This window comes from Prauserella oleivorans (assembly GCF_042685745.1).
GTDB classification, from domain to species: domain Bacteria; phylum Actinomycetota; class Actinomycetes; order Mycobacteriales; family Pseudonocardiaceae; genus Prauserella_A; species Prauserella_A oleivorans.
On record NZ_JBHUNT010000001.1, the window covers coordinates 1,420,733 to 1,433,328 of the forward strand.

A 12,596-nucleotide genomic window follows, 5' to 3' on the forward strand; every position below is an offset into this window, starting at 1 on the left:
CCCGGCAGCGCGCCACCCGGCTCCGGTTCCCGATCATGCCCAGGGCGTGATTCGTCTAGGGTGCCCCGGATGAGGGGAACCACGACCGACTCCACGCACCGCCCGCGCAGGCACACACCACGCCGCATCACCGTGCTGCTGCCGGTGGTCGGCCTCCTCGCGGTGGCGCTGTGCGGGTTGCTCGTGGTCGGTCTCGCCACCGTGCGCGTCGGCGTGTTCCCGGTGGTGATCGGCGTCGTGGCCGCCCTGGTGCCGGTCGCCGTCGTCACCGCGGCGTTCCTGTGGGTCGACCGGTGGGAGCCGGAGCCGGCCAAGCTCCTGCTGCTGACCTTCCTGTGGGGCGCCTGCGTCGCCACGCTCACCGCACTGATCGTCAACGACACCGCTGAGACCGTCGGTGACCTGCTGCTCGGCTCCGGCAACGGCAGCAAGGTGACCGCGGTGGTGTCGGCGCCGCTGGTGGAGGAGGCCGTCAAGGCCGTGCCCATCGTGGCGATCCTCTGGCGGCGCTCGCACGAGTTCGACGGTGTCGTCGACGGCATCGTCTACGCCGGGTTCAGCGCCGCGGGTTTCGCGTTCACCGAGAACATCTACTACTTCGGTCGCGCGTTCGCCGAGCAGGGATACGGCGAGGGAATGGCGTCCGGTGTGATCGCGGCGTTCATCCTGCGTGGCGTGCTGTCGCCGTTCGCGCACCCGCTGTTCTCGGTGATCATCGGCATCGGGCTCGGCCTGGCCGCCCAGTCGCGCGGCCACGGGCGCAGCCGGTTCGCGCTGCCGCTCTTGGCCTACGTCGCGGCGGTGTGCCTGCACGCGCTGTGGAACGCGGCCGCCACGCTCGGCGGTGCGACCATGTTCCTCAACGTGTACTTCCTGATCATGGTGCCGATGTTCCTCGCCATGCTGCTGCTCGTGCTGTGGCAGCGCAGGCGTGAGCAGCGGATCATCGCCGCCGGGCTGCCCGCCATGGCCGAGGCCGGGTGGATCGCCCGGTCCGAGATCGACCTGCTCGCCGACCTCAAGGCGCGCCGCCGCTGGCGCAAGCAGGCCCGGCGCGAGTCCGGCAGGCAGGTCGCCAAGGCGGTCGCCGAGTACCAGGCGGGGGTCACCGAGCTCGCGTTCCTGCGGCGTCGGGGCTGCACCGACGACGAGGCCAGGGCCCGCCACGACCAGCTGGTCGCCGTCGTGCGGGAAAGCCGGGCCGAGGCGGTTCGGCTCGCCACAGCCACCCGGACCGCCTGAACCCCGGCGGGTGAAGCTCGTCACCTCGGCGCGTGGCGGGGGCGTCGCGGGAGCTAGTCTCGCGCCGTCGTCTGGTACCCGCGACCGAAGAGCGGGACTGGAACGAGCTTTGGGAGTTTCGCCATGAGCGTCCGTTGGGGCACGCGATGACGCGCCCTGCCCGCCTCGCGGTGGGCGTGGTGTCGGCGGGCAGAGTCGGCAGCGTCCTCGGCGCCGCACTGGCCCGGGCGGGACACACCGTCGTCGCCGCGTCCGGTGTCTCGGACGCCTCCGTCCGGCGCGCCGAACGCCTGCTGCCCGGGGTTCCCCTGCTGCCGCCCGACGAGGTCGCCCGCCGAGCCGACCTGGTCCTGCTCGCGCTGCCCGACGACGTGCTACCCGCCATGACGTCCGGGCTCGCCACCACCGGTGCCCTGCGTGCCGGTCAGATCGTCGTGCACACCTGCGGAGCCCACGGTGTCGGCGTGCTCCAGCCGGTCACCGACGTCGGCGCCCTGCCGCTGGCCCTGCACCCGGTGCTGACGTTCACCGGGCGCGCGGAAGACCTCGAACGGCTCGCGTCGTGCAGCATCGGCATCACCGCCGCCTCCGGTGACGACGCCGCCTGGAACGTCGGCGAGGCGCTGGCCGTGGAGATGGGCGCGGAGCCGGTGCGCATCCCGGAGGGCGCGCGGCCGCTCTACCACGCCGCCCTGGCCCACGGCGCCAACCACCTCGTCACGCTCATCGCCGACTGTGTGGAACTCTTGCGTGGCAACGGCGTGCAGAACCCGGAACGGCTCGTCGCGCCGCTGCTCTCCGCGGCCCTGGACAATGTGCTGCGCCACGGCGATCGCGCCCTCACCGGCCCGGTCGCCCGTGGTGACGCGGACACCTTGGCCGCCCACCTCCGCGTGCTCGGCGACAAGGCACCGGACGTGGAGCCCGCCTACGCCGCGCTTGCCCGTCGCACGGTCGCGCGGGCGAACGCGGCCGGCCTGCTCGGCGCCGACGCGGCGGCCGAACTCGACCACCTTCTCGACAACGGACGTGACACGCCATGACTGCCCCGAAGTTCCACCGCGGTGAGCTCAACGTCTACCGCAAGCCCGACGACGTCTCCAAGGTCACGGCCGCGCTGCGGGGCGTCGGCCGCCAGGTGGCGCTGGTGCCCACGATGGGTGCGCTGCACGACGGCCACCGCGAGCTGATCCGCCGCGCGAAGCGGCTGCCGAACACCATTGTCGTGGTGTCGATCTTCGTCAACCCGCTGCAGTTCGGCGAGGGCGAGGACTTCGAGGCCTACCCGCGGCCGGTGGAGCGCGACCTCGAGGTGCTGCGCGAGATGGGTGCCGACATCGCGTTCACGCCCCAGGTCGAGGACCTCTACGCGGCCGACGCCGCCGTCACGCTGCATCCCGGACCGCTCGGCGACGAACTGGAGGGCGCGTTCCGCCCCGGCCACTTCGCCGGGGTGCTCACGGTGGTGGCGAAGCTGTTCAACATCGTGCGCCCGCACTACGCGATGTTCGGCGAGAAGGACTACCAGCAGCTCGTCCTGATCAAGCGCATGGTGCGAGACCTCAATGTGGACACTCGCGTGCTCGGCGTGCCGACGGTGCGGGAACCGGATGGCCTGGCGCTGTCCTCCCGCAACACCTACCTGTCCGAAGAGGAGCGTGACCAGGCCGTCGTGCTCTCCGCCGCGCTCATCGCCGGCGTGCACGCCGGACGCAACGGCGCCGACGCCGTGCTCGAGGCCGCGCGCGCGACACTCGCGACGCGGCCCGAGGTCGAGGTCGATTATCTGGAGTTGAGGGGAACCGATCTGGGTCCCGCGCCCGTCGATGGTCAGGCAAGGTTGCTGATCGCCGCACGGGTCGGCAGGACCCGGCTGATCGACAACACCGCCGTGTTGCTCGGCGCCGCGGCCGAGAACGGGCTGGAACTGTCCGCAGAGGACGCAGGGGTATAGAGGGAGTCCGGATGTACCGCACGATGCTCAAGTCGAAGATCCACAGAGCCACGGTGACCCAGGCAGACCTGCACTACGTGGGCTCGGTGACCGTCGACGAGGCACTGATGGAGGCCGCCGACCTCCTCCCCGGCGAGCAGGTGTCCATCGTGGACGTCACCAACGGCGCACGGCTGGAGACCTACGTCATCAAGGGCGAGCGCGACAGCGGCGTCATCGGCATCAACGGAGCCGCCGCACACCTGGTGCACCCCGGCGACCTGGTGATCCTCATCGCCTACGGCCAGATGGACTCGGCCGAGGCCGCGTCGTTCGAACCGAGGATCGTCTTCGTCGACGCCGACAACCGCATCGTCGACCTCGGCACCGACGCCGCCCACGCCCCCGAGGGCTCCGGCCTGGTCAGCGGCGCGCTGCCCGTCCGCCCGAACGGCGACGCCACCCCCGCGTTCCCCGTGGCCGAGACCGTGGACGCCGCCCGGCTCGACGCGTTGCTGCACGCGGAGAGCTAGGTGCTGCTCACCGTCGACGTCGGGAACACGAACGTCTCGCTCGGCCTGTACTCCGGCAGGGGGGAGTCCGCCGAGCTCGTTCGGGACTGGCGGATGCGCACCGACGCACGGATGACCGCGGACGAGCTGTCGCTGACCATGCGCGGCCTGCTCGGCCAGTACGCGGACGCCGTCACCGGGATCAGTGCGCTTTCGACGGTGCCCGCGGTGCTGCGGGAACTGCGGGTCATGCTCGACCGGTACTACCCGCGGATCCCGAAGGTCGTCGTGGAGCCGGGCGTGCGTACCGGGGTGCCGCTGCTGGTGGACAACCCCAAGGAGGTCGGCGCCGACCGGCTCGTCAACACGCTCGCCGCCCACCATCTGCACAACACGGCATGCGTGGTGGTCGACTTCGGAACGTCCACCAACGTGGACGCCATCTCGGCCAAGGGCGAATTCCTCGGCGGTGCGTTCGCGCCCGGTATCGAGATCTCGGTGGACGCGCTCGCCGCCAGGGCGGCGGCTCTGCGCAAGGTGGAACTGGTGCCGCCCCGGTCGGTGATCGGCAAGACCACCGTGGAATGCCTGCAGTCCGGCATCCTCTACGGCTTCGCCGGCCAGGTGGACGGGCTGGTGCGCCGCATCGCGAAGGAACTCGCCGCGACTGGCGGCGGGCCGGTCGAGGTCATCGCGACCGGCGGGCTCGCGCCGCTCGTGGTGCGGGAATCCGAGACGATCACCGAGCATCGGCCGGAGCTGACCTTGCTCGGGCTGAGGCTGGTCTACGAGCGCAACGTCCGCTGAGCCGATGCCCCGGCCGCGCCGGCGCGTCAACCGCCAACCGGTTTACATCGCTCGGCGAGACGTTCGTACGCTAGGACCCCATGAGCGATATCCCGGAGCAGCCCAGGACTGACGACGACCTGCCGGAGCAGATGCGGGTGCGCCGGGAGAAGCGTGACCGGCTGCTGGCCGCCGGCGTCGAGCCCTATCCCGTGGAGGTGCCGCGCACGCACACGCTCGCGCAGGTGCGTGCCGCCCACCCGGACCTGCCGCCCGACACGCAGACCGGCGACGAGGTCGGTGTCACCGGCCGGGTGATGTTCCTGCGCAACACGGGCAAGCTGTGCTTCGCCACGCTGCGTGAGGGCGACGGCACGGAACTGCAGGCCATGCTGAGCCTCGCCAAGGTGGGCGAGGAGGCGCTGGCGTCGTGGAAGACCGATGTCGACCTGGGCGACCACGTGTTCGTGCACGGCGAGGTCATCACGTCCAAGCGCGGCGAGCTTTCGGTGCTGGCCGACAACTGGCAACTCACGGCCAAGGCCCTGCGGCCGCTGCCCGTGGCGCACAAGGAGCTCTCCGAAGAGACCCGCGTGCGCCAGCGCTACGTCGACCTCATCCTGCGGCCCCGGGCGCGCGACGTCGTCCGCACGCGGGCCGCGGTGCTGCGCGCGCTGCGCGACTCGTTCCACCGCCGCGGCTACACCGAGGTGGAGACGCCGATGCTGCAGACGCTGCACGGTGGCGCCTCGGCGCGGCCATTCGTGACGCATTCCAACGCGTTCGACATGGACCTCTACCTGCGGATCGCCCCCGAGCTCTATCTCAAGCGGTGTGTGGTCGGCGGTATCGAGAAGGTCTTCGAGATCAACCGCAACTTCCGGAATGAGGGCAGTGACTCGTCTCATTCGCCGGAGTTCGCGATGCTCGAATACTACGAGGCCTATGGGACGTACGACACAATCGGCGTGCTCACGCGCGAGTTGATCCAGGAAGCCGCCGAGGCGGCATTCGGTTCTCAGGTCGTCACGCTCCATGACGGAACCGAGTACGACCTCTCGGGCGAGTGGGCCGCAATCACAATGTACGGTTCGCTCTCCGACGCCCTCGGCGAGGAAGTGACGCCGGAAACATCTGTCGAGAAACTGCGCTCGTTCGCCGAAGCCCGCGGTGTCGAGGTCGATCCGAAGCTCAGCCACGGCAAGCTCGTCGAAGAACTGTGGGAGCACCTGGTGGGCGACCACCTCCACGCCCCCACATTCGTGCGGGACTTCCCCGTGGAAACGTCGCCGCTGACGAGGCAGCACCGCACCAAGGAGGGGGTCGCCGAAAAGTGGGACCTCTATGTGCGAGGATTCGAGCTGGCGACCGGTTACTCCGAGCTCGTCGACCCGGTGGTGGAGCGGGAGCGCCTCACCGCGCAGTCGAAGCTCGCGGCCGGTGGCGACTCCGAGGCCATGCAGCTGGACGAGGATTTCCTTCGCGCGCTCGAGTACGGAATGCCGCCGAGCGGTGGTGCCGGAATGGGAGTCGACCGCTTACTGATGGCGCTCACCGGTCTCGGTATCCGGGAAACGATCCTCTTCCCGCTGGTCCGTCCCGAATAACCCACAGGCGGATGACAATCCGCCGAAGCTGATTTGCTTTCGCCCCGGATAACGGGTATTAATGTCTCAAGTTCGAGACTTTGCCCTGCCACGGGGCGCGACGCGGTCTATCGCCGGCTTTACAGGAGGAAAAGATGGCGCAGAAGGTCCTTGTCTCCCTCGTTGACGACCTGGACGGGTCGGAGGCGGACGAGACCGTCGAGTTCGGTCTGGACGGCGTCAGCTACGAGATCGATCTGTCGGCGGAAAACGCCGAGGAATTGCGGGACGCGCTCGCCCAGTATGTCGAGCACGCTCGGCGTGCGGGCGGCCGTAAGCGGTCGGGTGGCCGCGCCGCCGCGGCGAAGGTTCCGGGCCGTTCGGCCGCTGTCGACCGGGAACAGAATCAGGCAATTCGCGCATGGGCGCGGAAGAACGGTTTCGACGTTTCCGACCGTGGCCGTATCCCGTCGGAGGTTGTCGAGGCGTACCACCGCAAGAACTGACGCCGGTTCTCACCGGTTCGACACGGCCTCCCGGGCAGCGGTCCCGGGAGGCCGTTTGTCGTCAGGGCCCTGTTCTCGGGCATACCGGGCAGGTGGCGACCCGACCACGGCAGTGAAATCGCGGACGAAATGCGCCTGGTCGCTGTAGCCCAGCTCGCCCGCCAGCCGCGCCTGGTCGAGCCGTGGGTCCGCCGCGATCCGCCGGGCGGCGTCGTTCAGCCGGTACACCCGGATGGCCCACTTCGGACTCACGCCGACGTGCTCGGCGAACGTGCGTTGCAACGTGCGCACCGACAACCCGGTGGCCGCGCTCAGCTGGTCGACCCGGGTGATGCCCGGGTCCTGGGCCAGGATCGCCACGGTTTCCCGGGCCCGGATCTCCGCGGTACTCGGCGGGGCGATGTCGCGGTCGAGCAATCGGTCGACGTGCCGCACCATCTCGGCCGGACTCTCCGCCGCACGCACGGCAGCCTCGGTGCGGACGGCCTCGGTTCCGAAGACGGCGGTCAGCGGCAGCGGTCCGTCGGCGAGGTCGGCGGCGGGCAGCCCGAGCAGTGACCGGCAACAACCCGGCCGGACACGGACGCCCAGCACCTGGTCGTGGCCGCCGAGGCGGTAGGTGAACACCTCCCTGCCCGGTCCCCACACGCCGGACGCGTCACTGGAGAACACGACGTGCACGGCGAGGTTCGGCAGCACCCGCTGCTCGTACGGTGGCCGCCCGTGCAGGTCCCACCGCAGCACCCAGTAATACTCGACGACCGGCCGCAGCCGCGGCGCAGGCTCGTGCCGCGACAGCTCGAACCGCCTCGCCGCCTCCTCGCCGGAGAGGATGCCCTGCGGGATGCGCTCCACGACCCGCACGATAGCCGCGGGCGGTGACGCGTTTGTTCAAGACGAACGGGCACGCGGGTGCTGGGATGGGCGGATGCCTCAACCGCGAGAAGCCGTGCCCGCAGCTGCCCGTGACCTGACCGATGTCGTGCGCGACATCGGTCGGCGCGACCTGGACCGTCCGACCCCGTGCACCGACTACACAGTGCGCGGCCTGCTGAACCACCTGCTGTATTGGGGGCCGAGCCTGCTGACGGCCGTGCGGAAGGAGGACCCGCCACCGCGCGCGGCGAGCGAGGAGACGGCCGCGCTGGTCACCGGTGACTGGCAGCGCCGGCTGTGCGATCTCGTGGCCGACCTGGCCGATGCGCTCAGCGACAAGAAAGCCTGGCAGGGCACCACCACGATGGGCGGCGGTGAGCTGCCCGGGTCGATGATCGGCGGGATGGTGCTGGTCGAGTTCGTCGTGCACGGCTGGGACCTGGCCACCGCTCTCGGCAGTCAGCGGCCGTGGTCACCCGAGGCGGCGGTCGGTGCGGAGGACGTGCTGCGCGGCATGGCCGAGCAGGGCAGGCAGATGAACGTCTTCGGTCCCGCGGTAGCGGTGCCGGCATCGGCTCCCGCGCTCGACCGCGCGCTCGCCCTCTCCGGCCGCGATCCGGCCTGGCAGCCGCTGGGGTGAGCGATGGTGGGGTGGCGGGCCAGCGTCGGAGGGTGGTTGGCGCGAACTGGCGTGCCATGGGGATCTGGCGCTCTGAACGAGGGGGAACGCTGACCACCCGATATGGGTGATCAGGGACAAGTCACAGCCAGTCGGTGACGGTCGCGCTACCCTGGGCACGCGATGCACTGGGGGAGGTGGCATGGCGACAACGGGGAACTGGCTCTCCGATGTGACGTTCTGGGTCGACGGCAAGGCTTCGGGTGGCAAGGCCGCTCCGGCCGGTGGCGGTAGTGCTGCGCCGGCGGGCGGTCAGGGCTTCAGCCTGAGCCGCGAGGAGGCCGAGGTCGCGCTGCGGGAGTTCCGCGCGATCCAAGACGAGTTGATGTACGTGAGCGAGAAGGCTCGCTTCCTCCTGCAGATGAAGCCACCAGCGGACGACCCTGCCAGCGTGCGGATGAACGAGGCCGCGACCGGGGGTGCCGCAGGGCAAGGCGCCTTCGGCCACGGCGCCGAGCATGTCGTTGCGGAGTACGAGTACTTTCGCGACCTGGTCACTCGCCTCGAAACCGCCTTGGGCTACTACCAGGAAGAGGACGAGTCGGCCGGTCGACAGGTCGGGCAATCAGGAGGATCGACAGATCCGGACAAGGGGTTCTTGGAATGACGCGGAAGGTTGCCGCGCTGACTGCCGTTGCTGCAGTGCTACTGGTCGCGGGCTGTTCCGAGTCGTCCCCCGGGCGGGCCGCGCCAATTTCGCAGCCGTCCGGCGCGGTTCACCCACCTGGTTCGGCCGAACCATCTAGTCCGCAATCGAGCGCTTCTGCGCTTCCCTACAGCGGGGCGCCTGCTGTGAACGACCCGCTTCCAGAGTCGGTCGTATCCGGCGATCCGTGTGAAGCGCTGACGCGCCAGCAGATCGAGCAGGCTCTTGGGGAGAACGCGCCTGAGGGGACACCGAAAGAAACTGAAGCCGGACCCGGATGCAATTGGCAGGATTCTCAGTCTGGGGCCGGCTTCACGGTCTTTTTCAGCAACGTCACCGGCCAGGGTCTGAGCGCCTACTACGCGAACACGCAACCGCAGGTGAAGGTGTGGCGCGAGCTGCCCCCAATTGAGGGCTTTCCTGCTGTTGCGTACAAGACCGCCGACGACGACCTCATCTGCTCCGTGGCTGTCGGCCTCGCCGACGAGTTCGCCGTTGATGTGGTCGGTGGTCTTGGTCGCGCAGCAGACAATCAGGTCGATCCTTGCGATGCGATGCAGGCGCTGGCCGCGTTAGTCGTCCAGAACCTCCGGCAGAAGGCAGGCCGGTGATGTCGATCTCCGACCTCAAGCATCTGTTCGACCCCTTCCTCGCCGGCGCCGTCCCGATGCCCGAGCTGGTGCGGCGGGTGCATGGTGGCCATTCCGGCACGTGGCAGGACGGTGGCAGGCAGGCCGAGGAGCTCGCCCGCACCCACGACCTGATCAGCGAGCGGGGCCGCAAGGCCCTCACTGTGCTGGAGAGTTCCTGGACCGGCGGTGGTGCCGACGCCGCCCGCGCCAAGCTGACGCCCGCATTGAAGGCGACGGTCAGTGCCTCCGCGGCCTACCAGGCGAACGCCCGGACCGTGACCGACAGCGCCTATGCCTTCGACGGGCTCAAGTCCTCGCTCGTACCGATGCCCGAGGCGGCGCCGTCCCGGAACGCGTGGGACACGCTCACCCCGTGGGACACCGACACCGAGGACCAGATCAACCAGTTCCGCCAGCTCGAGGAACAGAACCGGCAGGCCTACCAGGCCTACGAGCGCAACATGCAGGCTTCGGCACAGCAGTTGCGCAGGGACTACGGCACGCTCGACGCCCTCGACGGTGACATCACGCTGGACCAGCCGGGCGACACCAATGGCGTGGCAACGCCCAAGGACAGCGGCACGATCACGTTCGACGAGCACGGCTCCTCCCGCGGGTCGGTGTCCTCGCTCGCCGGCACGCCGTCCGGCATCGGATCGTCGGTCGGCACGCCGTCCGCCATCGCCGGCCCGATGGGCACCGTTTCCGGCACGGTGCCGGATTTCACGTCGACGCCCCGCCCGATCTCGGAGAGCACGTCGGCGTCGAGCTATCAGCCACCCGACCCGTCGCTCAACCGGCCCGCGGCTTACCAGCCGTCCACCTTCGGGTCCGGGGGTGGCCAGAACGCCACGACCGGCGCTCCGTGGACGGCCGGCGGCTTAGGTCGTATCCCGGCGCAGTCCACCGGCGGGTTCGGGCCCACCGGTGGCAGGACGGGGATGCCGGCAGGCGGCGGTTCGGCCGCGGGCCGGATCAACACTCCCGGGCTTGGCGGCATGTCGGGCAGCGGCAGCGCAGGTGGCGCGGGTGGCACGGGCAGCGGTGCGGGTGTGGCCGGACCGGGCCGGGGCAGCGGTGCCGCACCGCTCGGAGCGGGCGGAACTGCCGGCGCCCAGCAGCCGGCCGCCGGATCGCGGACGGGCGGCGGCGCGGCAGCCGGACGCGGGGCCATGCCGATGGGTGCCATGGGCGGCGCCGGCCGTGGCGGTCAGGGCGGCGACGACTCCGAGCACCGCAACAACTACGTCCAGGCCACCGACGAGGCGTTCGCGCTCACCGACGGCGACGAGGCTCTGCGCGACCCGGAAACCGGACACGTCGTCACGCCGCCGACCATCGGCGGGTGACTCGTGCCCGTGCTCAGAGGCCCCGTGGACGTCCCGCGGCCGGTGCTGCTGCACACCTGGGGCGTCGAGCGGCTCGGCGACCCACACCCGGTGCTGGGGTCGTTCGGCTACTACGTGCCTCAGGACGCCGTCGCCGAGCTCACCCGGCAGTGCCTGCGGTTGCTCGCCGAGCTCGGGCTCGCCACGGGTGACTCGCTCACCCGGGAATTCCGGGACACCCTGCGCACGCTGGCCCAACCAGGACGCGAACTGTACTGCTGGAGCAGCTTCGCCGACCCGGAGCAGGACCGCGCATGCCTCGTGGCGGAACGGGACGGCGAGGCTGTCGAACTGCAGGTGCAGGGCGACGTCGTGAGCATCGGTCCCGCTGATTCACGCCGGCTCGTGGAGGCGTTCGTCGCGAGCCTGCCGGACGTCCCCGCCGCGCGCGTCCGTCCGCTGACCGTGGACCGTGCCGAGTTCGAGCAGCGTGGTGAGACCGGCCTCGACGACCCGCTCGCGCAGCCGGGCGCCGCCGACGAGCTCGCCAAGCAGCTCCAGGCACCCCGTGACGCGGTCCACCAGCTCTACGGTGCCGTCACCTCGGACGGGCGGCGGCGCCGCAGCAGGCCGATGTCGGCGATCGACGTCTCCGGCGCCGGCCGGGTGCTCGTCCTCGTCGACGGCCACGACCGCCTGCACCGGCTCCCCGGTACTCCCGGCGTCCTCGCCGAGACGCTGGTCGCCACGTGGCAGAGCATGTGAAGAGCATGTGACCGGTACGGGCGGCCGAACGGCGCCATCGACCGAGGCCGTGCAACAGCACCAATGCCCGCACCGGCCGCCGGCCTCAGCCCTGCTTCGGGCAGCGGCGGGGGCAGCCCGCACACTCGTCCCGCCCGGGCAGCAGGTAGGTGAAGCAGCAGCTCTCCCGGCGCCGGGTCCAGGTGCGGCCGCCGTCGGCCTCCTCGGTCAGCCGCAGCGTGGACCGGGACGTGAGTGGGGGAAACGCCGATTCGAGCACCAGCGTCGCGTCGGCGACGCCGCCGCCCTCGTCGCCCGCGTCGCGCCCGGCCCACCAGAGGCTGTCGTCGAGCGCGTCGGTCGCCGCGGCCCACAGCATGCGCGTGCCCAGCGGGCTGATCCGGCGGTAACCGCGGACGAACTCGGCCGCGTGGCCGGTGAAGCGGGCCCGCAGGACAGCCGCCAGCGCGCGCTCGTCGGCCGCGACGGTGGCCTCCGGGCCGGTGCTTCCCGGGTCGAGCGGCAGGCAATGGAAGCGTTTGCCGAGCACGGCGATGCCGACGGGGTGGGGACGCCCTTCTCCCGCGATCCGGAGTGCGAGCTCCTCCGGCCGCAACCACGGCACCCGGCGCTCGTGGAAGAACAACAGCGCGCCGACGTAGGCGGGGATCCGCAGGTACCAGGACATGACGTAGGCGGCGACCGTGCGGTCCGGCGCCGCTCCGTATTCCTTCCGCAGCCAGCGGGCCAGCGCCGCCCACCACGGCAGGAAGCCCCGTGGGTCGGCGAGCAGGTCCGAGCACCGCAGCCAGCCGTCACCCGATACCTCCGTGCGGAGCTCGAGCCGCTGCTGGAAGCCGTCGGCGCGGGCCACCGAGGCGTCGAGAGCCGGGGCGGACAGCCGCGTGTGTCGAGGATCACGAAAGGATCGGTCAACGGTCACGCCCGCTCCTCGGCTGCTCCATCAGGACTACCTGCCCGCGTAAGGTGTGCCTAACCTAATGGTCTGGGCGGGCCGGCGCCAGAGCGACGACCCGATGGTGGGAAAGCCACGGCCGTGAGCCTGTTCGCAATGAGCGGACAAGAAGGATGGCCCGGAATCATCGGGGGCATCCCGGCGTTGTGC

14 protein-coding genes are annotated in these 12,596 nt (G+C 70.5%); 12 read left to right on the plus strand and 2 right to left on the minus strand.

Annotated features, from left to right (window positions below):
* The first annotated feature begins 69 nt into the window (after window positions 1–69).
* The 7 genes from ACFSZT_RS07065 to ACFSZT_RS07095 all read left to right on the plus strand — a co-directional run bounded on the left by ACFSZT_RS07065 (window position 70) and on the right by ACFSZT_RS07095 (window position 6,565).
* Window positions 70–1,242, plus strand: coding sequence for a PrsW family intramembrane metalloprotease (locus ACFSZT_RS07065; protein WP_377392456.1), 1,173 nt, complete (start codon window positions 70–72; stop codon window positions 1,240–1,242).
* Between the two features lie 146 nt (window positions 1,243–1,388).
* Window positions 1,389–2,285 carry a Rossmann-like and DUF2520 domain-containing protein gene (locus ACFSZT_RS07070; RefSeq protein ID WP_377392453.1) on the plus strand — a complete coding sequence of 299 codons (897 nt, stop codon included), beginning with the start codon at window positions 1,389–1,391 and terminating at the stop codon, window positions 2,283–2,285.
* Entirely contained in the window at window positions 2,282–3,196 is a 915-nt protein-coding gene (gene panC / locus ACFSZT_RS07075; RefSeq protein ID WP_377392450.1) for a pantoate--beta-alanine ligase, read from the plus strand. Before ACFSZT_RS07070 ends, panC begins: the two co-directional genes overlap by 4 nt.
* Window positions 3,197–3,207: 11 nt before the next feature.
* On the plus strand, window positions 3,208–3,708 hold the full coding sequence (panD, locus tag ACFSZT_RS07080; RefSeq protein WP_377392447.1) for an aspartate 1-decarboxylase: 501 nt from the start codon (window positions 3,208–3,210) through the stop codon (window positions 3,706–3,708).
* Entirely contained in the window at window positions 3,709–4,494 is a 786-nt protein-coding gene (locus ACFSZT_RS07085; protein WP_377392444.1) for a type III pantothenate kinase, read from the plus strand.
* A gap of 80 nt (window positions 4,495–4,574) precedes the next feature.
* Window positions 4,575–6,080 carry a lysine--tRNA ligase gene (gene lysS, locus ACFSZT_RS07090; protein ID WP_377392441.1) on the plus strand — a complete coding sequence of 502 codons (1,506 nt, stop codon included), beginning with the start codon at window positions 4,575–4,577 and terminating at the stop codon, window positions 6,078–6,080.
* A 134-nt stretch (window positions 6,081–6,214) separates the two neighbouring features.
* On the plus strand, window positions 6,215–6,565 hold the full coding sequence (locus ACFSZT_RS07095) for a histone-like nucleoid-structuring protein Lsr2 (RefSeq protein WP_377392438.1): 351 nt from the start codon (window positions 6,215–6,217) through the stop codon (window positions 6,563–6,565).
* A gap of 9 nt (window positions 6,566–6,574) precedes the next feature.
* Here ACFSZT_RS07095 and ACFSZT_RS07100 read toward each other — a convergent pair whose 3' ends face one another.
* Entirely contained in the window at window positions 6,575–7,420 is an 846-nt protein-coding gene (locus ACFSZT_RS07100) for an AraC family transcriptional regulator (RefSeq protein WP_377392435.1), read from the minus strand.
* Window positions 7,421–7,514: 94 nt separating this feature from the next.
* Here ACFSZT_RS07100 and ACFSZT_RS07105 point away from each other — a divergent pair, with 94 nt between their 5' ends.
* The 5 genes from ACFSZT_RS07105 (at window position 7,515) to ACFSZT_RS07125 (ending at window position 11,491) form a co-directional block, all read left to right on the plus strand.
* A complete protein-coding gene (locus ACFSZT_RS07105) occupies window positions 7,515–8,081 on the plus strand; it encodes a TIGR03086 family metal-binding protein (protein WP_377392432.1) in 567 nt (188 codons plus the stop codon).
* A 181-nt stretch (window positions 8,082–8,262) separates the two neighbouring features.
* Window positions 8,263–8,727: a hypothetical protein gene (locus tag ACFSZT_RS07110; RefSeq protein ID WP_377392429.1), complete on the plus strand. Its 465-nt coding sequence runs from the start codon at window positions 8,263–8,265 to the stop codon at window positions 8,725–8,727.
* Window positions 8,724–9,377: a DUF3558 domain-containing protein gene (locus ACFSZT_RS07115; RefSeq protein ID WP_377392426.1), complete on the plus strand. Its 654-nt coding sequence runs from the start codon at window positions 8,724–8,726 to the stop codon at window positions 9,375–9,377. Before ACFSZT_RS07110 ends, ACFSZT_RS07115 begins: the two co-directional genes overlap by 4 nt.
* Window positions 9,377–10,747 carry a hypothetical protein gene (locus ACFSZT_RS07120; protein WP_377392423.1) on the plus strand — a complete coding sequence of 457 codons (1,371 nt, stop codon included), beginning with the start codon at window positions 9,377–9,379 and terminating at the stop codon, window positions 10,745–10,747. Before ACFSZT_RS07115 ends, ACFSZT_RS07120 begins: the two co-directional genes overlap by 1 nt.
* A gap of 3 nt (window positions 10,748–10,750) precedes the next feature.
* Window positions 10,751–11,491 (plus strand): ESX secretion-associated protein EspG, encoded by a 741-nt coding sequence (locus tag ACFSZT_RS07125; protein WP_377392420.1) that lies wholly within the window; start codon window positions 10,751–10,753, stop codon window positions 11,489–11,491.
* A gap of 85 nt (window positions 11,492–11,576) precedes the next feature.
* On the opposite strand, the gene ACFSZT_RS07130 is transcribed toward ACFSZT_RS07125, so the two are convergent.
* Window positions 11,577–12,413, minus strand: coding sequence for a (2Fe-2S)-binding protein (locus tag ACFSZT_RS07130; RefSeq protein WP_377392418.1), 837 nt, complete (start codon window positions 12,411–12,413; stop codon window positions 11,577–11,579).
* Window positions 12,414–12,596 lie beyond the last annotated feature (183 nt).